Raw genomic sequence first — 23858 nt, 5'->3', positions numbered from 1 at the left:
CGTCCTCCTTCAGGTGGTTACTGACTCACGAACGAACAGCGGATGCGGCAGTCGCAGTGATCCCCACTGGCACCCGCCGCTTGAAGCTGGACAGGTAGCAGAGCAGCCCTGCGAAGAAACCGAGACCGGCGCCCAGACGAGCCCAGAACAGCACTTGCAGGTGATCGACAGTGGCCATGAACGGTAACGCGACGCCATCCACCGGCCAGCGTTGCAGGTAGATCTGCACGACACCGGCAGCGGTGAGCAGCAGCGTGATCATTACCATCGACAGGGTCATCAACCAAAAGCCCCAGATCTCGAGTTGCTGCGAACGCTCGTCCGCTGCTTCGCCGAGCCCGCGCAGTTTCGGCATGGCATAGCTGATCAAGGTCATCACGATCATCGCGTAAGCACCGTAGAAGGCCAGGTGACCGTGAGCCGCCGTTAACTGCGAACCATGGGTGTAGAAGTTGACCGGTGCCAGGGTATGCAGGAAACCCCAGACGCCAGCGCCGAAGAACGCGGTGACCGTGGTGCCCTTGGCCCACAGCGTGGCCGCGCGGTTGGGGTGGTCCCGCCGACGGTTCTTGACCATGCTGAAGGCGAATATCACCATCGCCAGGAAGGGTAGCGGCTCGAGTGCCGAGAAGATTGAACCGACCCACAACCAGACCTCAGGTGCACCGATCCAGAAGAAGTGGTGACCGGTACCGATGATCCCCGTTATTAGCGCCATGGCGATGATCACATAAAGCCATTTCTCCACGACCTCCCGGTCCACACCGGTGATCTTGATCAGGACGAAGGCAAGCATCGAACCCATGATCAGTTCCCACACGCCTTCCACCCAAAGATGCACCACCCACCACCAGTAGAACTTGTCGCGGGCCAGGTTGCCGGGGTTATAGAAGGAGAACAGGAAGAACACCGCGAGCCCGATCAGCCCGGTCATCATGACCATGCTGACGGTGGTCTTGCGCCCTTTGAGCAAGGTCATGCCGATGTTGTAGAGAAAGCCCAGGCAGACCACCACAATGCCCATCTTGGAGATGGTCGGCTGCTCCAGGAACTCCCGACCCATGGTCGGCAGCAGCTCGTTGTGGGTCAGCTTGGCCAGGCCGGCATAAGGCACCAGCAGGTAACCGAGGATCGTCAGCACGCCAGCGGCGGCGAATACCCAGAACAGGATGATCGCCAGCTTCGGACTGTGCAGTTCGCGGTCGGCCTCTTCCGGAATCAGGTAGTAGGCAGCCCCCATGAAGCCGAACAATATCCAGACGATCAGCAGGTTGGTGTGCACCATCCGCGCTACATTGAAGGGGATGATCGGAAAGAGAAAGTCCCCTACCACGTATTGCAGGCCCATGATCAAACCGAACAGTATCTGACCGAGAAACAGCATCAGAGCAAACACGAAGTACGGTTTGGCCACGGATTGCGAGGCGAATTTCAGATGCGGATTTGCAATGCTCATCGCTTAGCCCTCCTTGTTTGGCGGCCAGCCATTGGTGTTGATTTTCGAGCTCCATTTGAGGAACTCGGCGATGTCATCCACCTCCTGGTCACTCAACTTGAACTGAGGCATCGCGCGACGGCCCGGTACGCCCAGTGGCTGCATCTTCATCCAGGCATGCAGGAAGGGTTTGAAACCCGCCTCTCCGCCGCGACGCTGGAACACGTTGCCCAGCTCAGGCGCGAAGTAGGCGCCCTCGCCCAACAGCGTGTGGCAGCCGATGCAGTTGTTTTGCTCCCAGACCGTCTTGCCGCGAATCACTGATTCGGTTAACTGCGCTTCATTGCTGCGCTCTGGAAAGGTCTGTTCCGTGTGATAGGTCAAGGCCAGGAATATCAGGAAGAAGAAGATGCTTCCCCCAAAGTAAATGTTCCTGGCCATGCCTTTGGTGAAGGTGTCTGACATGGTCGTTTCCTCTTTGCTAGGCCCGTCCATGATAGGAAGCGAAGGGTTGAAACCTGCTTGATGGCGATCAAGAAAGTCAGATGGTTTCGGTCGGGTATAGATCGTATGGCTGACGAAGATCCAATGTGGGAGCGAGCCTGCTCGCGAAGGCAGAGTGTCAGTCAACAGGGATGTTGAATGTGACGGCCCCTTCGCGAGCAGGCTCGCTCCCACATTGGAGTTGCGGTGTTTTACAGACTGTATTCCTTCAGCGGAACGACACCAGCGTCAGCCCCGCCGCCAACACCAGCGCCCAGCTCAACATCAAGCGCCGCCACAGTCGCGGCGCGTGGCGCATCTCCATGAAGCCATCAGTGATCAGCCACGCCTTGCCAACCGCCACCAGCAAAATGGCAATCGACAGCAACCACGTCGCACCGGCCTGGGCCAGCACCACGGTGCAGACGCTTAACGTGGCGAGCGCCGCCCAACAGACGAGCAAAACCCTGGAAACAGTCATGAGAACCTCGTCAACTCAGCACGTAGACCAGCGGAAAAAGCATGACCCAGATCAGATCGACCATGTGCCAATACAGCACGCCGGATTCAAACCCGCTGCGCGTGTTGGCGTCGTACAAGCCACGGCGACAGCGCTCGGCCAGCCATCCGAGAATGACCATGCCAAGCACTACGTGGAGAAAATGAAAACCGGTGAGAATCCAGTACAACGTGAAAAACGTGTTGTGCTCCATGCCCAGCCCCGAGGCCAGCAAGTTCCGGTATTCCGTGAGTTTCAGCACCACGTAGACACTGGCGGCGAGCAATGCCATCAGCAGGAAGACGGCGCCGTGACGGGATCGTGAGCGCCTGACGTGCTCCTGCGCCAGCGCGGCGAACAGCCCCGCGGTGAGCAGGCTCAGGGTCATCGCCAGCCCGGTGGAGGTGTTCAGCAATAGACGGCTTTCGCTGAACATCTGCGGTTTGAGCGCCTGGGTCACGGCGAACGTCAGGATCAGGATGGCAAACACCGATAGCTCGGCCAGAATGAAAAACCACATCGCCAGATCGCCCGGCAAGTGGCGTTGCGAAACGCCCGTTGACTCAGCCGAAGTGGACATCAACCACGTCCATCAGCGCGGCAACGGTCAGCGGATCATCGCTCAGCGGCTCGGCCAGGCAGGCCATGCACGCCTCACGCGGGCTCATGCCGGAGCGGATCATGCGCGCGGTAAAAATCAGCAGCCGCGTTGAGGCGACCTCTTCCAGATCATGTTGATCGAGCCGGCGCAGTGCCTGCCCCAGCCGCACCACTTGCGCCGCCAGCGCGTTGTCCACCTGAGCCTCGCGGGCAACGATGCGTTCCTCATCGACCACCGGCGGATAGCCGAAACGCATCGCCACGAAGCGTTGGCGGGTGCTGGGTTTCATGCCTTTGAGCAGATTCTGGTAGCCGGGGTTGTAAGACACCACGAGCATGAAGGACGGCGGCGCCTTCAGCACTTCGCCGGTGCGTTCCAGGAACAACTCCCGACGATCATCGGCCAGCGGATGCAGTACGACCACTGTGTCCTGACGTGCCTCGACCACTTCGTCGAGGTAACAGATGCCGCCTTCGCGCACCGCGCGGGTCAGCGGTCCGTCCTGCCACCAGGTGCCCTGGGCACCGATCAGATGGCGACCGATCAGGTCGGCCGCGCTCAAATCATCGTGGCAAGCCACGGTGTACAGCGGCAGTTTCAGTCGATGGGCCATGTGCTGGACAAAACGGGTTTTGCCGCACCCCGTCGGGCCTTTGATCAGCACTGGCATGCCGTGTCGCCAGGCTTGTTCGAACAGCGCCTCCTCATTGTTCAGCGGTTGGTAGAAGGGTTCGATCGGGTGTTCGCAAGACTGGATGCGGTCCATGGGCTGCCTGTTCCAAAAGCGGATTCAAGGAACACGCTACGGGCCCCTGCGACAACCTGGCAAGTGAGATGGCCGGCAAACTTGATCGTCGTCAAGCGAACATTGGCCTGCTCGGGCATAGCCTTGCACGGCACTAAGAACCTGCGTTCTGCGCTGCCGTTTCAGCACATCGCAAAGGTCTTGCCTGAGGAGAAATGGAATGCTGATCAGCAATAGAAAAACGTTTGCCCTGACCCTGACCACGCTGTGTTCGGCACTGGCCCTGGCGGTGAGTCATGCCGCCAGCGCTGAAGAGCCCGCCGCCGCGGCCAACCCGCCCATGGTCAAAACCGCCGGCGCTCCCGACATGAGCCAGGCCGAGTTCGACTCATCCAAGGAAATCTACTTCCAGCGCTGCGCAGGCTGCCACGGCGTTTTGCGCAAAGGGGCCACGGGCAAACCGCTGACACCGGACATTACCCAGAACCGCGGGCAACCGTTTCTGGAAGCCTTGATTACCTACGGCTCACCGGCGGGCATGCCGAACTGGGGGACGTCCAATGCGCTGACCAAGGATCAAATCACGGTCATGGCCAAGTTCATTCAGCACACGCCGCCGACGCCGCCGGAATGGGGCATGGCCGAGACGCTGAAAACCTGGAAAGTGCTGGTCAAACCCGAGGACCGTCCGAAGAAGCAGCTGAGCAAACTCAACTTGCCGAACCTGTTTTCGGTGACGTTGCGCGATGACGGCAAGATCGCCCTGATCGACGGTGACAGCAAAAAGATCGTCAAGCTGATCGAGACCGGCTACGCGGTGCACATCTCGCGCATATCAGCTTCGGGTCGCTACCTGCTGGTGATTGGTCGAGACGCGCGGATCGACATGATCGACCTGTGGCCGGTCGAGCCGACCAAGGTCGCCGAAGTCAAAGTGGGCATCGAGGCGCGCTCGGTCGAGACCTCCAAGTTCAAGGGCTACGAAGACAAATACACCATCGCCGGCTCTTATTGGCCGCCGCAATTCACCATCATGGATGGCGAAACCCTGGAGCCGAAACAGATCGTTTCGACCCGCGGCATGACCGTCGACAAGCAGGAATATCACCCGGAACCCCGGGTCGCGGCGATCATCGCCTCCCACGAATGGCCGGAGTTCATCGTCAACGTCAAGGAAACCGGCAAGGTCATGCTGGTCAATTACCAGGACATCAAAAACCTCACCGTCACCTACATCGACGCCGCGCCCTTCCTGCATGACGGCGGTTGGGACAGCACGCACCGCTACTTCATGACCGCCGCCAACAACTCCAACAAGGTCGCCGTGATCGACTCCAAAGAGCGCAAGTTGACCGCACTGGTGGACGTCGGCAAAACCCCTCACCCGGGTCGCGGTGCCAACTTCAACCACCCGACTTACGGGCCGGTTTGGGCCACCAGCCACCTGGGTGATGACGGCATCTCGTTGATCGGCACCGACCCGACCAAACACCCGCAATACGCCTGGAAGCAGGTCGCCTCACTCAAGGGCCAGGGCGGCGGATCACTGTTTATCAAAACCCATCCCAACTCTCGCCACCTGTACGTCGACACCACCCTCAACCCTGACACCAAGCTGAGTCAGTCGGTGGCGGTGTTCAACCTCGACAAGCTCGACGCCGGCTACACCGTGCTGCCCATCGCTGAATACGCCGGCATCAAGCAAGGCGCCATGCGTGTCGTGCAACCGGAATACAACAAGGCCGGTGATGAAGTCTGGTTCTCCGTGTGGAGCGGCCAGGCAGACGAGTCGGCGCTGGTGGTGATCGACGACAAAACACTGAAGCTCAAGTCAGTCATCAAGGACAAACGACTGATCACACCCACCGGGAAGTTCAACGTCTACAACACCCAACACGACATCTATTGAGCTCCATCAATGCAAGGAACCACCATGAAAAATACTCTGTTTTCACTGTTCGCCCTGACCGCTGCGCTGAGCGTGCAGCCGGCCATGGCCGAGGACGGGCTGGAGCTGTTCAAGAGCAAACCCTGCGCAGCCTGTCATTCCATCGACACCAAGATTGTCGGCCCGGCGCTCAAGGATGTAGCGGCCAAGAACGCTGGCGTACCCGGGGCCGTGGACACCCTGGCCGGTCGCATCAAGAACGGCACACAAGGCAATTGGGGCCCGATGCCAATGCCGGCCAACCCGGTAACGGATGAAGAAGCAAAAATTCTCGCGACCTGGGTACTGACACTCAAATAACCGCCTGGAGGGCGTCATGATGGTTTATCGACACGCTGTGATTCTGGCGGCCCTCCTCCTCATTTGCGCAACCGCGGTTGCGTCGCCGGACGCCGAGCGTCAGGCGCAACTCGAACACCTGCTGACCCAGGACTGCGGCGCCTGCCATGGGCTGCACCTCACCGGTGGGCTAGGCCCCGAACTGACGCGCGCAGCGCTGGCTGGCAAGTCACGGGACAGCCTGATTGCCACCGTCACCCAAGGCCGGCCAGGCACTGCGATGCCCGGTTGGGCTCCGTTGCTCAGCCCCGGCGACATCCGGTGGCTGGTCGATCTTCTTCTCCAGGGATATCCCGCACCATGATCCGTTCAATCCTGCTGTCAGCGGCGACCGGGCTGTTGTTGTCCGCTTGCGTTCAGCCACCGTTGCGTGGCACCGGCGATCTGGGCGTGGTCGTGGAGCGCGCCACCGGCAGCGTGCAAATCATCGAGAGTGACACCCATACGGCGCTGGCCCGACTCATGGGTTTGGGCGATCTGTCCCATGCCTCCGTGGTGTTCTCACGCGACCAGCGCTATGCCTACGTGTTCGGCCGCGACGGCGGGTTGAGCAAAATCGATTTGCTGACCCGGCGTATCGATCATCGCGTCATCCAGGGCGGCAATAGCATTGGCGGCGCCATCAGTCAGGACGGCAAGTTGATCGCGGTGTCCAACTACGTGCCCGGCGGGGTCAAGGTGTTCGATGCCGACACCCTGCAACAGGTGGCCGATATTCCGGCCACGCCCCTGGCCGATGGCACCAAGCGCTCCCGGGTGGTCGGCCTGGTCGATGCGCCGGGGCAACGTTTTGTGTTCAGTCTGTTCGATACCGGCGAGATCTGGACCGCCGATTTTAGTCAGGGCAGCACACCGCAGATCAGCCGTTTCACCGGCATCGGCCAGCAACCCTACGACGCCCTGATTACCCCCGATGGGCGCTATTACATGGCCGGTCTGTTCGGTGAAGACGGCATGGCCCAACTCGATCTCTGGCATCCAGAGCGCGGTGTGCAGCGGGTACTCGGCGACTACGGACGCGGCCAGGCGAAACTCCCGGTCTACAAGATGCCGCACCTGGAAGGCTGGGCCGTTGCCGACAACCAGGCCTTCGTGCCCGCCGTTGGCCGTCATCAGGTATTGGTGATGGATTCACGCACCTGGCAGCAGACCGCTGTGATCCCGGTCGCTGGTCAACCGGTGTTCGTCACGTCGCGCCCGGACGGTCGGCAGCTGTGGGTCAATTTCGCCTACCCGGACAATGATCGGGTTCAGGTCATCGACACCGAAACCCATGCCGTGGTCGCGGATCTGAAGCCGGGGCCGGCGGTGCTGCACATGGAATTCACCGCACGCGGCGATCAGTTGTGGCTGTCGTTACGCGACGGCAATCAGGTTCAAATCTGGGATCCGTACCGCCTGAAGCTGCTGAGCACCCTGCCAGCCTCCGCGCCGAGCGGCATCTTCTTCAGCAGTCGCGCGCAGAAAATGGGGTATTGAAATGAACCTTGAGCTGCTCAGTCGCCAACTCATCGACCGCTTCCAGCACGGCATGCCGCTGTGCCCGTCACCGTACAAGGAGATGGCGCGGATTCTCGGTTGCCGCGAATCCCAGGTGATGACCTGCCTGGAAGAAATGGATCAGGCCGGCACCCTCTCACGGATCGGCCCGGTGTTCGAACACAGCCGCGCCGGGGCCAGCACCCTCGCCGCCCTCGCCGTGCCCGCCGAACGCCTGCAACAGGTGGCCGATCGCGTCAGTCAGTACCCCGAGGTCAATCACAACTACGCACGGGAGCATTTCTACAACCTGTGGTTTGTGCTGACCGCCCCTGATCGCCAACACATCGACCGTGTGCTCAAGGAACTGGAGAACGACACCGGCCTCATGCCGCTGGACCTGCCGATGTTGACCGCCTACCGCATCGACCTCGGTTTTGCCCTGGGAGAAAAATCATGAAGCCCGGATTGAGCCCCAAACAAGCGCTGGCGCTGCGTCGGCACCTCGAAGGCGGATTGCCGCTGGTAGCGCGCCCCTATCAGGAACTCGCCGAACGGATAAACACCGACGAAAACCAGGTGCTCGAGCAAATGCGCCAATGGAGCGAGCAAGGGCTGTTTCGCCGTATCGGCCTGGTGCTGCACCATCGCGCGCTGGGCTTTACCGCCAACGCCATGCTGGTGCTGGATATTCCCGACGCGCTGATCGACGAAGTCGGCCAGCGCCTGGGGCGAGCGCCCGGCATTAACCTTTGCTATCAGCGGCCCCGGCGCTTGCCGCAGTGGCGGTACAACCTGTTTTGCATGGTGCACGGGCGTCAACGTGACCGGGTGGAGGCGCAGATACAGGCGTTGCTGGAGGAGCATCTGCTGAGCGACCTGCCCCATCAATTGCTGTTCAGCACCCAGGTCTTCAAACAGTGCGGCGGCCGCTTTGCGCCCTCGCGAACAGGAGCACCGAGCCATGGATGACCTCGACCGTCGCCTGATCAACCGCTTGCAACTGGGCCTGCCGCTGGTGCGCCACCCCTGGCGGGTATTGGCGGCCGAACTGGAGAGCAGCAGCACTGAACTGCTCGACCGACTGCATGCCCTGCTCGATGACGGCGTGCTCACACGCTTCGGCCCGATGTTCGACATCGAACGGCTGGGCGGCGCCTTCACCCTCGCGGCGCTGGCGGTCCCGGAAGAACGTTTCGACGAGGTCGCCGAGCAACTGCTGGGCCTGCCTGAAGTGGCGCACAACTACCGACGCGAGCACGCCTGGAACATGTGGTTCGTGCTCGGCTGCGCGACCGAACACGCCATCACCGAGACGCTGCAGCGCATCGAAACCCTGACCGGCCTGCCGCCGCTCAACCTGCCCAAAGAGGAGACCTACCATGTCGGTCTGTATTTCCCGGCCTGAAGACACCCTCGTCCAGCGTCTGATCGTGTTGACCCAAGCCGGTCTGCCGCTGCTGGACGACCCGTGGGCGTGGCTCGCCGAACAGCTGGGGCTCAACATCGAAGCCACCCTGGATCTGCTCAAGCGCTTGCAGGCCGAGGGCGCGATTCGGCGGATCGCTGCCGTGCCCAATCACTACCGACTGGGCTATCGCCACAACGGCATGACGGTCTGGGATGTGCGCGACACCGACATGCCGCGCCTCGGTGCGCTGATCGGCGCGCAACCCTTCGTCAGCCACTGCTATCGCCGTCCGCGCCGAACCGACTGGCGTTACAACCTGTTCGCCATGGTGCATGGCCGCAGCAGCGATGAAATCAACAGCTACCGCGAGCACCTGCGCTATTTGCTGGGCGACGCCTGTGGGGCCGACGAGATGCTGGTGAGCAGCCGCATCCTGAAAAAAACCGGCTTGCGCCTGCCGCCCGCTTCGCGCTGAACACACCCTGACTCAAGGAGAGTGGCATGTTGAGGATCAGCCAATACCTGCGTGCACTGGCCGGCCAGGCCCCTGCGCCCAGAACCAGTCCGCCGGGCAGCAATCGGGCGCCGGTGGTGATATGGAACCTGCTCAGGCGCTGCAACCTGACCTGCAAACATTGCTACGCCACCTCGGCCGACAGTGTCTTTCGCGACGAACTGGATACGGCCGCTGCGCTGACCGTGATTGACGATCTGCACGATGCCGGCGTCAAGGTGTTGATTCTTTCCGGTGGCGAACCGCTGTTGCGCGAGGATCTGTTTGTGCTCAGTGCCTACGCCCGGACCAAGGGTTTCTTTGTGGCCTTGTCCACCAACGGCACGCTGATCGATGAGCAGAACATCACGCAGATCAGCGCGGCGAACTTCGACTACGTCGGGATCAGCATCGATGGCCTGGAAGCCACCCATGACGCCTTCCGCCAACTCAAGGGCAGCTTCGCCCGTTCCATGCAGGCAATCCGGCTCTGTCGCGAACAGGGCATTCGCGTTGGCCTGCGTACCACCCTGACCCAGGAGAACCACCCTCAGCTGCCCCAACTGCTGGCGCTGATGCGCGAGTACGACGTGCAAAAGTTTTACCTGTCGCACCTCAACTACAGCGGTCGCGGCAAACGCAGTCGCAAACTCGACGCACACCAGCAGATGAGCCGCGAGGCCATGACGCTGATCTTCGAGCGCGCCTGGGAAGACATCCAACAGGGCCGCGACAGCGATTTTGTCAGCGGCAACAACGATGCCGACGCCATTCTCCTGCTGCAATGGGCAGCCGTGCGTCTTCCCGAGCATTACCCACGCCTGGAAAAAATGCTCCGCGCCTGGGGCGGCAACGCGTCGGGCAGCGGCATTGCCAACATCGACAACACCGGCGAAGTGCACCCGGACACCTACTGGTGGCAGCACTCGGTGGGTAATGTCCGCCGCACGCCGTTCCGCACGTTGTGGCTGGATCAGCCGGATGCCCTGCTGTTGCGCCTGCGTGAGCATCCCCGCGCCGTCGGCGGTCGTTGCGCAGAATGCCGCTGGTTGCCCATCTGCAACGGCAACACCCGCACACGCGCCTGGGCCGAGGGTGATTTGTGGGGCCAGGACCCCGGCTGCCACCTCAGCGATGACGAAATCGGTGTGCCGCCATTACCCACCATCCCTTGCATCACCCACTGAATAGCCCGTCCGGCCAACCACCTGACAAAGGCTGGGGCCGGTCAACCTGATGAAGCACCAAGGACGTCCCATGCCTCCATCGATTGCTATACCGGCCACACTTGAGTCCCCGTTCCGGCCGGGCGAAGTTGCCCTGGTCGGCGCCGGCCCCGGCGATCCACGCCTGCTGACCCTGCGCGCCTGGAGCCTGTTGATGCAGGCCGACGCCGTGGTCTATGACCGGCTAATCAGCCCCGAGCTGCTGACATTGATCCCACTGACCTGCGCCCGGCATTACGTCGGCAAGGCCAGTGGCTGCCACAGCCTGCCCCAGGAGCAGATCAACGAACTGCTCGCCGACCTTGCCGATCAAGGGCAGCGCGTGGTCCGGCTCAAGGGCGGCGACCCGTTCATTTTTGGTCGCGGTGCCGAAGAGCTGGAGTACCTGCTGCAACGCGGCATCGACTGCCAAGTGGTGCCGGGCATTACCGCCGCTTCCGGCTGCAGCGCTTATGCGGGCATACCGTTGACCCACCGCGACCTGGTCAATTCCTGCCGGTTCATCACCGGTCATTTGCAACGCGATGGCGAGTTGTCGCTGCCCTGGAGCAGCCTTGCCGACAGTAGCCAAACCTTGGTGTTTTACATGGGCTTGTCGAACCTGGGGATCATCGCTCAGCGTTTGATCGAAGCCGGGCTGTCGGCCGATACACCCGCGGCGCTGATCAGCAACGGCACGCGTCCCGACCAGCACGTCGCCCGTGGCAAATTGCACCAATTGCCGACCCTGGCGCTGGATTGTCCACCGGGCATACCGACACTGACGGTGATCGGCACCGTGGTCGATTTGTTTGGTGCAGAACAGCTGGAGTACCCGGCGCGGCTTTACCCGGCTCAAGCGCTGCAACGCCACGCCAAGGTGGCGATATGAGGCGCATGCTCCTTGCGCACATGTTATGGGTCAGCGCGGCCCAGGCCGGCGCAGCGGTTCCTGCACTTGAACACGCCGCGGAAAACTATCAGCAGCATTGCCAGCGCTGTCACGGCATTAACCGTCTCGGCGCTGCGGGGCCGGCGTTGTTGCCGGAGAGTCTCAGCCGGATCAAACCTGATGAAATCCGCAGCGTGATCCAGAACGGTCGCCCCGCGAGCCAAATGGCCGGGTATGCCACTGTGTTCAGCCCCGCGCAGATCGACGCGCTGGTGGACTACCTTCAGCAACCGCCCGCCACCCCGCCCACCTGGAGCAATGACGACATTCTCGGCAGTCACTCGATGCTCGCGGACCTCAGCAAGCTGCCCACCACGCCCCAGCACGGCGCCGACCCGCTGAACCTGTTCGTGGTGGTGGAAGCCGGCGACCATCACATCGACATCCTCGACGGTGACCGCTTTGAGGTGCTGGCGCGGTTTGCTTCGCACTTTGCCGTGCATGGCGGGCCGAAGTTCTCACCCGACGGGCGCTTCGTCTACTTCGCCTCCCGTGACGGCTGGATCAGCCTGTATGACTTGCACAACCTGAAACTGATCGCCGAGGTTCGCGCCGGCCTCAATACCCGCAACCTGGCGGTGAGCAAGGATGGACGCTGGGTGCTGGTGGGCAACTATTTGCCCGGCAACCTGGTGGTGCTCGATGCTCGCGATCTGTCGCTGGTCAAAACCATTCCCACGATCGGTCAGGACGGCACCGCGTCACGGGTCAGCGCGGTCTACTCCGCCCCGCCGCGGGACAGCTTCATCGTCGCGCTCAAGGACGTGAAGGAAGTCTGGGAACTGTCCTGGGCCGGCACCCCGGATTTCGAACCACGGCGGATCCCTGCCGGGGATGTTCTCGACGATTTCTCCTTTTCACCGGACTACAAACAGCTGCTGGCGACGTCGCGCAAGGCCCAGGGCGGTCAGGTGATCGACCTCGACAGCGGCAAGGTAGTCACCGACATACCGCTGCCGGGCATGCCGCATTTGGGGTCGGGGACCTACTGGAAACGCAACGGCGAGTGGGTGTTCGCCACGCCGAATATCAGCAAGGGGCTGATCTCGGTCATCGACTTCAAGACCTGGAAACTGATCAAGGAAATCCCGACCCTGGGGCCCGGGTTTTTCATGCGCAGTCACGTCAATTCGCGGTATGCCTGGACCGACGTGTTCTTCGGGCCCGACAACGATGCGATCCACCTGATCGACAAACAGACTCTGGAAATCGCCCACACCTTGCGCCCGATGCCCGGTAAAACTGCCGCTCATGTTGAGTTCACCCGTGACGGCCGTTACCTGCTGCTGAGCATCTGGGCCACCGACGGTGCGCTGATTGTTTACGACAGCAGCACCCTGAAGGAGATCAAACGCATTCCGATGAACAAGCCTTCGGGCAAGTACAACGTGGGGAACAAGATTGAGTTTGCCGAGGGGACTTCGCACTAGGCCTTGGGTGTATATCCGTTTCTTCGGTAACGGCGGCTTAGGGTTCCGCCCTGACGGCGGGTCACTTGGAAAATCCCCAAGTAACCAAGGGCTTTTGCCCCTTTCGTTCGGTGGCTCGCCCAGGCTCGCCATGCCCTCGCTCCGGTCCTGCTCCGTGGGCCTCTCGAGGGGGCGTGTACCGCAAAAGCAAAAGCGAGGCGGCCTACCGGCCGACCTGTCTCTTCAAAGCGTACGCATTTCCCCTGTGGGAGCGAGCCTGCTCGCGATGAGGCCCTGTCAGTCGACATCAATGTTGAATGTAAGTCCGCCTTCGCGAGCAGGCTCGCTCCCACAGTTGGATTTTTGGCGGGCATGACATAGGTGTCCACCGCCAATGACCTTGGCAGACATCAGGTCGGCTATCAGGCCGCCTCGCTTTGGCTTTTGATCTTGATCTTGATCTTGATCTGCCCCGTCGGAAGGCCGAGCGCAGGTTCTGCGCAGTGGGCACCGCGGCAAGGATGCCGCGGTAGCCGCCCCCGGCCATGGATGGCCGATGGCGGCGGGCCCACGGAGCAGGACCGGAGCGAGGGTATGCCGAGCCTAGGCGAGGCACCGTACGTCAGGGGCAAGAGCGTTTGGTTACTTGACGCTTCTCCAAGTGACCCGCCGTCAGGGCGGAACCCTAAGCCGCCGTTACCGCAACAACGGATATGTACTCCGAGCGTAAATATTTACCCTTCAGCCCAAGGTGTAACCGTTATCGACCTTCCAGTCCTGACCGTAAACACCCCGAGCCCCCTGCGACAGCTGAAAGACAATCACATTAGCCACCGATGCCGCATCTAGAAAATGACCCGGTAACAGACGTTTGCCAAGCGTGTCGGCAACATCGCCAAGCTCCCCATCGCTCAACCCCAAGTGATCCCACATCGAGGTAGCCGTCGGTCCCGGCGAGACCAGATTAATGCGCACATCAAAACTCGCAAACTCCACCGCCAGCGTCCGCGCCTGAGCCGCCAGCGCAGCCTTGCTGGCAATGCAGGCGGCCAGCCCGGGGAAGCTCGAACCGGTCAGGAAGCTCCCGACAAACACCACCGACGCCGGGTTCGCCAACTCACCCCGCAACGCCGCCAGCGTATTCAACGCCCCGGCACCGTTGACCGCCCACTGACGCTGGAAGGCCTGCATATCCAGACTGTCAGCCATTTCAGCGATCCCCGCGTTGGGCACCAGATAGTCCACGGGGCCAATCGCCGCCGCGCGCTCGGCCAGTTCGCGCAGGTCTTGCAGATTCGTGACGTCCCCGGCAAACCACTGCAACCGCTCGCCGTAGATCTGCTGCAAGGCCGGCAGTTCACCCAGGGTCCGTGACATCGCCAGCACCTTGACGCCGCGCGGTAACAGCGCGGCGCACAGTGCCAGGCCAATCCCGGAGCTGGCACCCGTGACCACCGCCAAACGGTCCTGAAACTCGGTTTTCATCATTTACTCCTGGGCATCACGGATGCCAGCACTGGGGGACATAGCCAGCCCCTATCTTTGAGCAGGTGAAGAAATACCGACTTGACGGCGATCAGATTTTCTCGACGACGCTAGTGTTGCTGCAGCAGCGCCGGAGTGATCTCGCTGAACCGCAGCAAGCGACCGCCCTGTTCAGCGGCAAGCTTTTCAGCGGCCTCGCGGCTGGAGAAGGACGCCAGCACCACGCCCATGGCGCCTTTGAGTTGGGTGCCGAACACGTAGAACGCATCTCTGGCATCGATCAGGTGGGCATCATCCGGCGCGTTCCATGGGCTGCGCCCCATGTCGTGGACATACAGTTTTGCATCGCCATGATGATTTTCCGGCTGCAACCACCAACCAATCATTTCCGCCGTGGAGCAGAACTTCTTGACCCCGGCCCGCTCGACCACTTCGCCCTTGGGCCCGGGGAATCCGTTGATGATCATCCCGCAGACATGGCATTCATCACTGGGATGAAAGGCAGTGGCCGCGTTGCTGTAAGTGGCTTGCGCCGGATTGTCACAGGCCGTCAGCAACAGGCACATCATCAGGCCCGCCACTACGCGCATCGTCGTCAGATAAAACGTACTCATCGTCAACTCCTCCAAAACTATCAAAGTGGAAACTCATGTCGCCCGGCGACGAAACAACAGCCAGGCCGAGCCCAATGGCACCGCCACCCACAGCGACAGGCACAGCCAGAGCATCAAGCCGGGCATCGGCAAATCGCTGCCCAGCGTCAGCACACCCGCGGTACTGGTGCCGGGTTCAAAACCGGAGAGGTTGATCAGGCGATAGATGTCAGCGGGGTTGAGCAGCAGCAACCAGGGCAGCACTTTCGGGTTGAACTGCCCTTCGCTGAGCACCAACAGCGCCAGCAGTGCCAGGTCGAACACCAGCACGAAGAAGAACCAGACACCCAACGCCAGCCCGGCCGCCGTGGACTTCTCGGCCGACACACTGCTCAGCACATAGGCCAGCCCCAGAAAACCCCAGCCCAGCAATGTCGACGACGCCATGAACCGGCCAAAAGCCCAGAGCAGCAGGCTCAGTTCGACATCGTCCACCAGCACGGCGATGGCCAGCATGGCGCAGCCGAAACCGATCAGTGTCGCCAGCGCCAGGATCAACCCGTGGCCGACAAACTTGCCCAGCAGAATCTGCCCGCGACCCAAGGGGTACGTCAGCAACAGCAGCAACGTGCCGCTTTCGTCTTCGCCGACGATGGCGTCATAGGCCAACAGCAACGCAATCAACGGCATCAAAAACGTCGCCAGACTGGCCAGGCTGGCGATGGTGGCCGGGACCGACGTGAAGCCCAATTGCCCGGAGGCCGCGGCGCCCAGCCAGGCGATGCCGATGGCCAGCACCGCGAACAACACACTGATCGCCAACAACCAGCGATTGCGCAAACCGTCGCTGAATTCCTTGCGGGCCATGTTCCAGACAGCGTTCATACGGCCTCCCCGATCGGCGCCGTACCGGTCCGGCTCATGTAGTAGCGGTAAATATCTTCCAGAGACGGCTGATGGATTTCCACGTCGGCCGGCTCGTCTTCATTGAGCAGTTGGCGCAACAGCCCGAGCTTGCTGCCATTGAGCGCGGCCACTTCAAGCCCTTCGACGCCCCAGCGTTCGGTGACGTGTCCGGCGTTGTTCCAGCGTTGCTGCAAGGGCCCGGCGTGCTTGAGGCCGTTGGCGCGAATCAGCGTCGGCAACCCGGCTTCCTCGCGCAAACTGTGGAGACTGCCGAGGGCCAGCAGGCGACCCTGGGTCAGAATCGCTGCGCGGTTGATGTGCGCCTCGACGCCCGGCAAGACGTGGGAGCAGAGAATGATGCTGGTGCCCTGGCTGCGCAGGCGATCGAGCAACCGATAAAGATCCTGGGTCGCGATGGGATCGAGGCCGACGGTCGGCTCGTCGAGCAGCAACAAACGTGGCTCGCCGAGCAGCGCTTGCGCCAGCCCCAGCCGTTGACGCATGCCTTTGGAGTAAGTCTTGACCCGCCGATGCGCCGCGCCCGCCAGGCCGACTTCCTCCAGCAGCACGTCGACCTGAGCGAACGCAGCACCTTTGAGTCGCGCGAAATGACGCAAGGTCTCAAGACCGCTCAGCTGCGGGTAAAACGTCACGTTTTCCGGCAGATAACCGAGCAGGCGCCGCACGTGGGGATCGCTGGGTAAACGGCCGAACACCCTGACCTGCCCTTCGCTGGGCTGGAGCAGGCCAAGCACCAGTTTCATGCTGGTGGTCTTGCCCGCGCCGTTGTGCCCGAACAACCCCAGCACTTCACCTTCCGCCAGGCTGAGGTTGAGCTGATGCAACACGGTGGCGTGCCCATAGCGCTGGCTGACGCCTTCAATGTCGATGACGTTCATGAGGTGGGCTCCTGGGTCAGGGTTTGAGTGGATGACTTCATCAGCGGATGGCTGTCCAGCACCCCCGGCGATTTCATCACCGGAAAGGCCCGCTGCACCCAGCGCAGCAACTCGATACCGGGGCTGTTCATTAACAGTCGCACCTGCGGGTACAGCCACAGCAGACGGTCGACGTTGTCATTGGGTTCGTAGGCGATATCGCCGAGGCCATCGTTGTTGCGGTCCCAGCCCAGGTAATCGCTCCAGTAATTGCCCCGGCCATCCGCCGACCATTCCTGCAAGCGGGTGGCGACGTACTTGACCTGTCGTTGATTACCGACAAAAGCGTTGTCAGCGATGCGGTTATCTTCCGAGCCGGCGGTGAGGTGGATGCCCACGGCGCTGTGCTCGAAGTGGTTGTGTTCGATGCTGTTGAACAGCGAGTTGTAGATGAACAACGCCTTGCCCTCGGCACCGCTGATCATGCTGTCGCCGGTCGAGCCGTCGCGCACATCAGTGACGAAGTTGTCACGCAAGGTTGAATAGGTGATGTAGTTCATCAGGATCCCGTAGTTCTGATCCTGTTCGGAGCGATTGCCGATCACCGTGAGCTTGCGGCTTTGCATCAGGGCGTAGCCGGTGCGGGTGCGGCGGGTGGTGTTGCCGATCAGCTGGTTATCGTTGGCGAACATGTAATGCACGCCGTAGCGTAGGTCTTCCAGGGTATTGCCTTGCAGCAGGTTGCCGTTGGAGGTGTCGATGTAGATGCCATCGCGGGTGTCTCGCACCTGGTTGCCAATGACCTTGGCACCATGCACGGCATACAGATGAATGCCGTTGCCGCGATCTTGCGAGCGCATCGCCGGATCACCCTGAATGAGGTTGTCGATCAGGCGCACATCCTGCGTACCGTCGACCCAGATACCGAACCCCTGGCCTTGCAGACGATTGCCTTTGATCACCGCGCCATGGGCTTTGGGCTGGATAAACACCGCCGCATTCATGGCTGTGAGGTCGTGCCCCCAGTCCAGAAAGGTGCAGCCCTCGATGCCGACATCCGGCGCACTGATGATCAAGCCGTTGCCCTGCCCCTCGCCCTGAAATACCGCGCCCGGCTCGCAGACAATCTGCATCGGTTGATCGACGCTGAACGAGCCACGGTATTCCCCTGCCGGCAGGTGCCAGCGTTGCTCGGCGTCCACCGTCAACGGCAACGTGGTGATGGGTTGCACCGCCAGCGCGCTGCCAGGCATCAGCAGAAGCGCAAGCGCAATGACCTTCACCGGGTTTCCCTTGCTATCAGTCATTGCTTGGCTCCTGTCGATGGGCAACGGTCAGGCCTTCTCGACCTTCATGCGGCCGACCATTTCCATGTGCAGTGCATGGCAAAACCAGCTGCAGTAGTACCAGTGCAGGCCGGCCTTGTCGGCGATGAAGGTGATCGATGAGGTCTGCTGCGGGCTGATCTCCATGCTGACGCCATGGTTGGTCATCACGAAGCCGTGGGTCACGTCTTCAATCTGGTCGATGTTGGTGATGGTCACCGTGACCTCGTTGCCCTGTTTGACGGTGAACTCCGGCAGGCCGTAGGCCGGGGCCATCGAGGTCATGTAGACGCGGACTTTGTTACCGTCGCGGATGACCTTGTTGTCGGTCTCCAGCTTGATCCCGTCTTTGGCGGCGATGACCACGGTTTCGGCAAAAAACGGGTCGTTGCGGTCCCAGATTTTCTTGGTCTTGATCTGGTCGCGGCGGGCCATCACGCAGTCGTGGGGTTCGGCGAAGGCCGGACCGTCGTGCACCAGTTTCATTTCCTCGCCGGAAATATCGATCAACTGATCGTTTTCCGGGTGCAGCGGGCCGGTCGGCAGGAAGCGGTCCTTGGAAAACTTGCTGAGGACCATCAGCCATTGACCGTCGGCCTCGCTGGTTTCGGTGAGCGAGGCATGGTTGTGACCCGGCTGATACTGCACATCGAGTTTCTGCTTGATGTAGTTGACCTTCTCGCCGGTGTACGCGCGAATCGCCTCCTCGACGTTCCACTTCACCACCTGGCTGTCGATAAACAGCGTGGTATAGGCATTGCCGCGGCCGTCGTAGGTGGTGTGAAGCGGGCCCAGACCCAGTTCCGGCTCGCCGACCACCACGTCACGCGGGTCCTTGAATTTGTCGTCGAACAGATCGTCGAGCTTGGCGATGGCAATGATGGTGCAGGTCGGCGAGAGCTTGCCGTTGGCAATGAAGTATTTGCCATCGGGCGAGGTATTGAGGCCGTGGGGGTTCTTCGGCACCGGGATGTAACGGGTGAACGCGCTGTCCTTGCCTTCGGTTTTACGACCGTCGACCACCGGCACTTTCGAGCCGTCGAGGGTGATGAACTTGCCGGCCTTGATTGCCGCTTCGATGCGCGGGATGTTGAACACCACCACCCAGTCGCGCTCGTTGCGCATCATGCCGCCCAGGTCGTAGGCCTTCTCCGAGTTGTAGCAGGTAGAAGCGGCATACTTGCCGGTGTAGTCGGCATCGGTGTTATCCAGGTTACCGTCGACGATGACCTGGAATGACATCTCCATTTTCTCGGCATCGATGGCGTTGAACATGGTGTAGCTGTTCTTGTCTTGCAGGTCGAAGGTGCTGCCGTCATTGGGGTGTGGAATCACGAATTCGGCGTTGGCGAACACGTACTTGGTGTGCGGCACTTTTTGCAGGCGCAGCCCGTGAACCGCCTGCACATTGGGCACGGTGAGCATCTTGTCGCACTTCATGATGTCCAGCCGGATACGCGCCACGCGGCTGTTGGCCTTGTCATTGATGAACAGGTATTTACCGTCGTACTTGCCGTCGGTCATCGACAAATGCGGGTGGTGGCAGTCTCCATTCTGGAAATGCGCGCTGTCGCCCATGATCCGTTTGCTTTCGTTGGTCAGGCCCCAACCGGTGGCGGAGTCGACGTTGAACACCGGAACACGCAGCAACTCACGCATCGACGGAATGCCCATGATCCGCACTTCCCCCTGATGGCCGCCACTCCAGAAACCGTAGTACTGGTCCAGTTCGCCCGGCCCGACGTGGGTTTTCAGTTGCGCGTCCTTGGCCGCTGCCGCCCATGTCTCACGGGTGAACACCGCGCCGCCAATGGCCGTGGCACCGGCCAGTACCGCGCCGGTCACCGCACTGGTGCCCAGGAAGCCGCGACGACTGAGGCCGGTCGATTCCGGCACTTCAGTGGTTTTTTTGGATTCTGTGTCGTTCATCAGGTGTTTTCCTTGAAGGGATAAAAACGGTCACTGCGGACAGGCGCTCGCGGGGTTCATTCCAGAGCGGTCACTTCCACGACAGGTATCAGTTGCACAGGAGCGGGTGCCGGTTTGCCGCGCTTCTTGCGCTTGTTGATCAGCGGCGGGCATTTGTTGTCGTTCTGGTAAGTCATCTGGCAATCGAGGCAGTAGTGGCACTCGTTGGCATTGATTCGGCCATCGGGATGAATCGCCTGGATCTCGCATTCCTTGGCGCACAGTTGGCAGGGCGTGCCGCAGTCCTTGCGGCGCTTGAGCCAGTCGAACAGGCGAAATTTGCTCGGAATCGCCAGCGCCGCACCCAGCGGGCAGATGTACCGGCAATAGACTTTGCGCGTGAAAATATTGATGACCAGCAGCGCCACCGCGTAGAGCACGAACCACCACTGGCGGTCGAACCGGAGGGTGATGGCGGTCTTGAACGGTTCCACCTCGGCGAACAGTTCGGCGGCGGACATCGACTCCAGGGAGATGCCGAACAGCAGCAGCAAAATGATGTATTTGATCGCCCACAAGCGCTCATGCACCGCGAACGGCAGTTCGTATTGAGGGATTTTCAGCTTGCGCGCGGCCTCGTTGATCAACTCTTGCAAGGCGCCAAACGGACACAGCCAGCCGCAGAACACTCCGCGGCCCCACAGCAGAATGCTCGCGGCGGCGAAGACCCAGAGCATGAAGATCAGCGGATCGGTGAGAAACAGCTCCCAGCGAAAGTGCTCGAACAGCGCATGCACAAAGGTCAGGACGTTGACCACCGACAGCTGCCCCAGGGCATACCAGCCGAGAAACACCACGGTAAAGACCAGGTAACCCCGACGCAGCCAGTGCAGAAAATGCGGCCGGCGGGTGAATGTGTCCTGCAGGAACAGGATCGCCGTCAGCAGCAGCAACGCGGTCCCGAGTACGGCGACTTGGAAGTGTTTCTGGTACCAGATGGTCAACCACATCGGCCGACTGGCTTCCTCGAGGGCGGCCAATTCTTCGGCGCTGGGCAGCGGCCGTTCAAGGTACGGCTCGGGCAATTGATAAGGCAGTTCGAAACTGCTGAACGTGCCACTGACCGGGCCGGTCTGGCGACGTACCAATAACTCCAGAGACCAGGGCGATCCCGGATCGAACTTCGCCGGTTCGCGCACAATGAAAATCGACATTTCATTGAACTCGGGCATGCCCTTGGCAAACACATCCGAGAGCCGCTGGTGGTCCATGTCGCGAAAACTGATGACATTGCCGAACTGGCGCAATTGCACCCGATCGAAGATCCCGCCGCGCACGTACCCCGAGCCCTTATAGGAAAACAGCCCACGACCCAGCACCGCGATGGCCTGCTCGCCAGGCTTGAGGTCTTGCATGAGGAAGCGATATTGATTGTCGCCCAACAGCGCACGGCCGATGGTCGGCGGATTCAGGTCGGCGGTGTACAGCTCGATAAAGGTCTCATCAACCTGATCGGCGCTGGCGTTGTCGACGCCTTCGGCATCGGTGCCCTTGAAGGCGGCGTCGACCTGGCCACGGGTCAGGTTCAAGCGGCGGATGGCGCCGTTGCCGGTCAGTTGTTCCCAGGTGGCGGGCTCGAAAAAGTCCTGGCGCACGGTGGCGGGCTTGCGCGCCACACCGCCCGTGTCTTCGATCAGCTTGAGCGATACGGCCACATCGTGGGCCGCGCGCATGATGACCTCGTTGACCACCATGGCCGTGACCGTTGCGCCGGCGATGGCATCGACGGTGACCGCATTCGGATCACTGGAATGGCCGACGACGACCCGCTGATTGACCTTGATGCCCTTGTACTTGGCACTGAAACCGTGAAGTTTTGCCTCAGGGATACCAATCAGCAGAATCGGCTCGTGGTGCTCCAGCACATAGGCATCCTGAATCATGCCGGTCGTGTCGAGAATCACTTGGGTGTTGATCGGTTTGCCCGAGTAGGCCGGAATATCCACCACGTCCAGGCTCTGGAACACATAACCGATGACCTGGCCGGCGGCGGACAGTGTGCGCACCTTGAACGGGCCTTCGGGGGCGGAAACGGAATCGGTCTGAGGGAAGGTTTTCTCGATGCGCTGCTGCTCGATGTCACGGTATTCCTTGGCCTGGACTCCCTCGAAGGTGGCGAGCATCAGCATCAGCATGACCACCAGCCCGACGCCCCAGGCGCGCAGGTTGCCGTGTATCGAAGGCTGATGGATTGTCATGGGTTCGCTGATTTCAAAAGGGCTTTCGGTCATGTTAGGGAGCGTTGCGCCCCCTGCCCTTGATTGAAATCAACTTAAGAAAGTAGCCCCCGGAAGACAGGCTCCGGGGTCTCAAACCGTGCGTGAAAACTGCCCTTTTTGCTCACCACCCAGATAGGCGTCAAACGCCATCGCGGCACTGCGCATCATCAAATGCCCTTGTGGCAGCAGCACCAATTCGTCGCGGTGAATCTGCAGCAACCCATCGCGCACATGCTCGCCCAGCTGCGCCAGCGCCTCGGCAAAGTACTCGGTGAAGCGAATGCCATGCCGCGCCTCATACTTGTCGAACGCGATACGGCCATGGCACATCAGGTCGCTGATCACCTCGCGGCGCAGCAGGTCGTCGGCGTTCAAGCGGTAACCGCGGTGCACCGGCAACATCCCTTGATCGATACGGCTGTAGTACTGAGAAAGCTCCTTGACGCTCTGGCTATAGCTGTCGCCGACCTTGCCGATCGACGACACCCCAAGACCGATCAAATCGCAGTCGGCATGGGTGGAGTAGCCCTGAAAGTTACGCTGCAGGGTGCCATTGGCCCGGGCCAGCGCCAGCTCGTCATCCGGCAAGGCGAAATGATCCATGCCGATATAGACGTAACCGGCCTCGGTCAGACGACGGATGGTCAGCTCAAGCAGTTCCAGCTTGCGCTCCGGTGGCGGCATGTCGGCGGGGCGAATCAGCCGTTGCGCGCGGACCATCTCCGGCAGGTGCGCGTAGCTGTAGGCGGCAATCCGGTCCGGACGCAGAGCGATGATCTTGCTGAGGGTGACGTCGAAACTCTGCACGGTTTGCAGTGGCAGGCCGTAGATCAGGTCGACGCTGATCGACTTGAACTGCGCCTCGCGCGCCGCCGCGACCAGCGCATAAATCTGCTCTTCACTTTGCTGGCGATTGACCGCCGCCTGCACGTCGGGGTCGAAATCCTGAACGCCGAAGCTCAGGCGATTGAAGCCCAACTGGCGCAGCGACTGAATCTGCTCGGTGCTGATGGTCCGCGGGTCCACCTCGATGGAAAACTCATGGTCATCGCTGTCATCCATGTTGAATGCCTGGTGCAGGCAGTCCATCAGGTCCGCCAGCTGTTCGCTGGTCAAATAGGTCGGCGTGCCGCCCCCCAGGTGCAACTGAGTGAGTTTGCGGGTGCTGTCGAACAAGGCCGCCTGCATCGTGATTTCACGCTTGAGGTACTTCAGGTACTCGACGGCGCGATGGGTTTTCTGGGTAATGATTTTGTTGCAGGCGCAGTAGTAACAAAGGCTTTTGCAGAACGGGATGTGGATGTACACCGACAACGGTTTCGGCGCGGCCACCTGATTGCTGTCACGGGCGGCACGCTGATAGTCATCAACGGCAAACGCCTGATGAAACTGCGGCGCCGTGGGGTAAGAGGTATAACGCGGCCCCGGGCGGTCATACTTTTCGACCAGGGCGCGATTGAAATCAAATGTCGTGTTCATGATCGA

Annotated in this window: 24 protein-coding genes; 11 read left to right on the top strand and 13 right to left on the bottom strand. The window is 61.1% G+C overall.

Annotated features, from left to right (window positions below):
* Positions 1-25: 25 nt before the first annotated feature.
* The 5 genes from QFX16_RS13210 to QFX16_RS13190 all read right to left on the bottom strand — a co-directional run bounded on the left by QFX16_RS13210 (position 26) and on the right by QFX16_RS13190 (position 3784).
* The gene (locus QFX16_RS13210; protein ID WP_283184263.1) at positions 26-1456 is read right to left on the bottom strand and encodes a cbb3-type cytochrome c oxidase subunit I; all 1431 of its coding nucleotides are present in this window, start codon (positions 1454-1456) and stop codon (positions 26-28) included.
* Positions 1457-1459: 3 nt separating this feature from the next.
* Positions 1460-1900: a c-type cytochrome gene (locus QFX16_RS13205; protein WP_095133504.1), complete on the bottom strand. Its 441-nt coding sequence runs from the start codon at positions 1898-1900 to the stop codon at positions 1460-1462.
* 247 nt (positions 1901-2147) lie between these two features.
* On the bottom strand, positions 2148-2399 hold the full coding sequence (locus tag QFX16_RS13200; RefSeq protein ID WP_283184262.1) for a cytochrome C oxidase subunit IV family protein: 252 nt from the start codon (positions 2397-2399) through the stop codon (positions 2148-2150).
* Positions 2400-2409: 10 nt separating this feature from the next.
* Entirely contained in the window at positions 2410-2997 is a 588-nt protein-coding gene (locus QFX16_RS13195) for a cytochrome c oxidase subunit 3 (RefSeq protein ID WP_283184261.1), read from the bottom strand.
* The gene (locus QFX16_RS13190; RefSeq protein WP_283184260.1) at positions 2981-3784 is read right to left on the bottom strand and encodes a CbbQ/NirQ/NorQ/GpvN family protein; all 804 of its coding nucleotides are present in this window, start codon (positions 3782-3784) and stop codon (positions 2981-2983) included. Before QFX16_RS13190 ends, QFX16_RS13195 begins: the two co-directional genes overlap by 17 nt.
* A 199-nt stretch (positions 3785-3983) precedes the next feature.
* Between QFX16_RS13190 and QFX16_RS13185 the strand changes: the two genes are divergently transcribed.
* From QFX16_RS13185 to QFX16_RS13135, 11 genes are all read left to right on the top strand, one after another.
* Positions 3984-5672, top strand: coding sequence for a cytochrome D1 domain-containing protein (locus tag QFX16_RS13185; RefSeq protein WP_439900117.1), 1689 nt, complete (start codon positions 3984-3986; stop codon positions 5670-5672).
* Positions 5673-5696: 24 nt separating this feature from the next.
* The gene (locus QFX16_RS13180) at positions 5697-6011 is read left to right on the top strand and encodes a c-type cytochrome (RefSeq protein ID WP_283184259.1); all 315 of its coding nucleotides are present in this window, start codon (positions 5697-5699) and stop codon (positions 6009-6011) included.
* Positions 6012-6027: 16 nt separating this feature from the next.
* Complete coding sequence (locus tag QFX16_RS13175; protein WP_283184258.1) at positions 6028-6354, top strand: c-type cytochrome; 327 nt, start codon at positions 6028-6030, stop codon at positions 6352-6354.
* Positions 6351-7529 carry a cytochrome D1 domain-containing protein gene (locus QFX16_RS13170; protein WP_283184257.1) on the top strand — a complete coding sequence of 393 codons (1179 nt, stop codon included), beginning with the start codon at positions 6351-6353 and terminating at the stop codon, positions 7527-7529. Before QFX16_RS13175 ends, QFX16_RS13170 begins: the two co-directional genes overlap by 4 nt.
* 1 nt (position 7530) lies before the next feature.
* Entirely contained in the window at positions 7531-7989 is a 459-nt protein-coding gene (locus QFX16_RS13165; protein ID WP_283184256.1) for an Lrp/AsnC family transcriptional regulator, read from the top strand.
* A complete protein-coding gene (ahbB, locus tag QFX16_RS13160; RefSeq protein WP_283184255.1) occupies positions 7986-8501 on the top strand; it encodes a siroheme decarboxylase subunit beta in 516 nt (171 codons plus the stop codon). Before QFX16_RS13165 ends, ahbB (QFX16_RS13160) begins: the two co-directional genes overlap by 4 nt.
* The gene (locus QFX16_RS13155) at positions 8494-8937 is read left to right on the top strand and encodes an Lrp/AsnC family transcriptional regulator (RefSeq protein ID WP_283184254.1); all 444 of its coding nucleotides are present in this window, start codon (positions 8494-8496) and stop codon (positions 8935-8937) included. Before ahbB (QFX16_RS13160) ends, QFX16_RS13155 begins: the two co-directional genes overlap by 8 nt.
* On the top strand, positions 8912-9415 hold the full coding sequence (gene ahbB / locus QFX16_RS13150) for a siroheme decarboxylase subunit beta (RefSeq protein ID WP_283184253.1): 504 nt from the start codon (positions 8912-8914) through the stop codon (positions 9413-9415). Before QFX16_RS13155 ends, ahbB (QFX16_RS13150) begins: the two co-directional genes overlap by 26 nt.
* Before the next feature lie 26 nt (positions 9416-9441).
* Complete coding sequence (nirJ, locus tag QFX16_RS13145; protein WP_283184252.1) at positions 9442-10620, top strand: heme d1 biosynthesis radical SAM protein NirJ; 1179 nt, start codon at positions 9442-9444, stop codon at positions 10618-10620.
* A 70-nt stretch (positions 10621-10690) separates the two neighbouring features.
* Positions 10691-11530 carry a uroporphyrinogen-III C-methyltransferase gene (gene cobA, locus QFX16_RS13140; RefSeq protein ID WP_283184251.1) on the top strand — a complete coding sequence of 280 codons (840 nt, stop codon included), beginning with the start codon at positions 10691-10693 and terminating at the stop codon, positions 11528-11530.
* On the top strand, positions 11527-13020 hold the full coding sequence (locus tag QFX16_RS13135; protein ID WP_283184250.1) for a nitrite reductase: 1494 nt from the start codon (positions 11527-11529) through the stop codon (positions 13018-13020). Before cobA ends, QFX16_RS13135 begins: the two co-directional genes overlap by 4 nt.
* Positions 13021-13740: 720 nt before the next feature.
* On the opposite strand, the gene QFX16_RS13130 is transcribed toward QFX16_RS13135, so the two are convergent.
* The 8 genes from QFX16_RS13130 to hemN all read right to left on the bottom strand — a co-directional run bounded on the left by QFX16_RS13130 (position 13741) and on the right by hemN (position 23852).
* Positions 13741-14484, bottom strand: coding sequence for an SDR family NAD(P)-dependent oxidoreductase (locus QFX16_RS13130; RefSeq protein WP_283184249.1), 744 nt, complete (start codon positions 14482-14484; stop codon positions 13741-13743).
* 110 nt (positions 14485-14594) lie between these two features.
* Entirely contained in the window at positions 14595-15098 is a 504-nt protein-coding gene (locus QFX16_RS13125; RefSeq protein ID WP_283184248.1) for a nitrous oxide reductase accessory protein NosL, read from the bottom strand.
* Between the two features lie 33 nt (positions 15099-15131).
* Positions 15132-15962, bottom strand: a complete 831-nt coding sequence (locus QFX16_RS13120) for an ABC transporter permease (protein WP_283184247.1) — start codon at positions 15960-15962, stop codon at positions 15132-15134.
* Positions 15959-16882, bottom strand: a complete 924-nt coding sequence (locus QFX16_RS13115) for an ABC transporter ATP-binding protein (RefSeq protein ID WP_283184246.1) — start codon at positions 16880-16882, stop codon at positions 15959-15961. The genes QFX16_RS13120 and QFX16_RS13115 overlap by 4 nt, the downstream gene beginning before the upstream one ends.
* Entirely contained in the window at positions 16879-18168 is a 1290-nt protein-coding gene (locus tag QFX16_RS13110; RefSeq protein ID WP_283184245.1) for a nitrous oxide reductase family maturation protein NosD, read from the bottom strand. The genes QFX16_RS13115 and QFX16_RS13110 overlap by 4 nt, the downstream gene beginning before the upstream one ends.
* A gap of 27 nt (positions 18169-18195) precedes the next feature.
* Complete coding sequence (gene nosZ, locus QFX16_RS13105) at positions 18196-20118, bottom strand: TAT-dependent nitrous-oxide reductase (protein WP_439900128.1); 1923 nt, start codon at positions 20116-20118, stop codon at positions 18196-18198.
* 53 nt (positions 20119-20171) lie between these two features.
* Positions 20172-22352, bottom strand: coding sequence for a transcriptional regulator NosR (nosR, locus tag QFX16_RS13100; protein WP_283184243.1), 2181 nt, complete (start codon positions 22350-22352; stop codon positions 20172-20174).
* A 111-nt stretch (positions 22353-22463) separates the two neighbouring features.
* The gene (gene hemN / locus QFX16_RS13095; RefSeq protein WP_283184242.1) at positions 22464-23852 is read right to left on the bottom strand and encodes an oxygen-independent coproporphyrinogen III oxidase; all 1389 of its coding nucleotides are present in this window, start codon (positions 23850-23852) and stop codon (positions 22464-22466) included.
* Positions 23853-23858 lie beyond the last annotated feature (6 nt).

Source organism: Pseudomonas svalbardensis, from assembly GCF_030053115.1.
GTDB classification, from domain to species: Bacteria; Pseudomonadota; Gammaproteobacteria; order Pseudomonadales; family Pseudomonadaceae; genus Aquipseudomonas; species Aquipseudomonas svalbardensis.
Note: the sequence above shows the minus strand (reverse complement) of the source record. Positions and strands in the feature narration are given on the sequence as shown.

What these genes read in the sequence shown, in the direction of transcription:
- QFX16_RS13190 (WP_283184260.1), bottom strand. Translation starts at nt 3,784, where the DNA reads ATGGACCGCATCCAGTCTTGCGAACACCCGATCGAACCCTTCTACCAA.
- QFX16_RS13185 (WP_439900117.1), top strand. Translation starts at nt 3,984, where the DNA reads ATGCTGATCAGCAATAGAAAAACGTTTGCCCTGACCCTGACCACGCTG.
- ahbB (WP_283184253.1), top strand. Translation starts at nt 8,912, where the DNA reads ATGTCGGTCTGTATTTCCCGGCCTGAAGACACCCTCGTCCAGCGTCTG.
- nosR (WP_283184243.1), bottom strand. Translation starts at nt 22,352, where the DNA reads ATGACAATCCATCAGCCTTCGATACACGGCAACCTGCGCGCCTGGGGC.
- QFX16_RS13165 (WP_283184256.1), top strand. Translation starts at nt 7,531, where the DNA reads ATGAACCTTGAGCTGCTCAGTCGCCAACTCATCGACCGCTTCCAGCAC.
- QFX16_RS13200 (WP_283184262.1), bottom strand. Translation starts at nt 2,399, where the DNA reads ATGACTGTTTCCAGGGTTTTGCTCGTCTGTTGGGCGGCGCTCGCCACG.
- QFX16_RS13115 (WP_283184246.1), bottom strand. Translation starts at nt 16,882, where the DNA reads ATGAACGTCATCGACATTGAAGGCGTCAGCCAGCGCTATGGGCACGCC.
- QFX16_RS13125 (WP_283184248.1), bottom strand. Translation starts at nt 15,098, where the DNA reads ATGAGTACGTTTTATCTGACGACGATGCGCGTAGTGGCGGGCCTGATG.
- QFX16_RS13170 (WP_283184257.1), top strand. Translation starts at nt 6,351, where the DNA reads ATGATCCGTTCAATCCTGCTGTCAGCGGCGACCGGGCTGTTGTTGTCC.
- QFX16_RS13205 (WP_095133504.1), bottom strand. Translation starts at nt 1,900, where the DNA reads ATGTCAGACACCTTCACCAAAGGCATGGCCAGGAACATTTACTTTGGG.
- hemN (WP_283184242.1), bottom strand. Translation starts at nt 23,852, where the DNA reads ATGAACACGACATTTGATTTCAATCGCGCCCTGGTCGAAAAGTATGAC.
- QFX16_RS13110 (WP_283184245.1), bottom strand. Translation starts at nt 18,168, where the DNA reads ATGACTGATAGCAAGGGAAACCCGGTGAAGGTCATTGCGCTTGCGCTT.
- ahbB (WP_283184255.1), top strand. Translation starts at nt 7,986, where the DNA reads ATGAAGCCCGGATTGAGCCCCAAACAAGCGCTGGCGCTGCGTCGGCAC.
- cobA (WP_283184251.1), top strand. Translation starts at nt 10,691, where the DNA reads ATGCCTCCATCGATTGCTATACCGGCCACACTTGAGTCCCCGTTCCGG.
- QFX16_RS13155 (WP_283184254.1), top strand. Translation starts at nt 8,494, where the DNA reads ATGGATGACCTCGACCGTCGCCTGATCAACCGCTTGCAACTGGGCCTG.
- QFX16_RS13180 (WP_283184259.1), top strand. Translation starts at nt 5,697, where the DNA reads ATGAAAAATACTCTGTTTTCACTGTTCGCCCTGACCGCTGCGCTGAGC.
- QFX16_RS13175 (WP_283184258.1), top strand. Translation starts at nt 6,028, where the DNA reads ATGATGGTTTATCGACACGCTGTGATTCTGGCGGCCCTCCTCCTCATT.
- QFX16_RS13135 (WP_283184250.1), top strand. Translation starts at nt 11,527, where the DNA reads ATGAGGCGCATGCTCCTTGCGCACATGTTATGGGTCAGCGCGGCCCAG.
- nirJ (WP_283184252.1), top strand. Translation starts at nt 9,442, where the DNA reads ATGTTGAGGATCAGCCAATACCTGCGTGCACTGGCCGGCCAGGCCCCT.
- QFX16_RS13210 (WP_283184263.1), bottom strand. Translation starts at nt 1,456, where the DNA reads ATGAGCATTGCAAATCCGCATCTGAAATTCGCCTCGCAATCCGTGGCC.
- QFX16_RS13120 (WP_283184247.1), bottom strand. Translation starts at nt 15,962, where the DNA reads ATGAACGCTGTCTGGAACATGGCCCGCAAGGAATTCAGCGACGGTTTG.
- QFX16_RS13130 (WP_283184249.1), bottom strand. Translation starts at nt 14,484, where the DNA reads ATGAAAACCGAGTTTCAGGACCGTTTGGCGGTGGTCACGGGTGCCAGC.
- QFX16_RS13195 (WP_283184261.1), bottom strand. Translation starts at nt 2,997, where the DNA reads ATGTCCACTTCGGCTGAGTCAACGGGCGTTTCGCAACGCCACTTGCCG.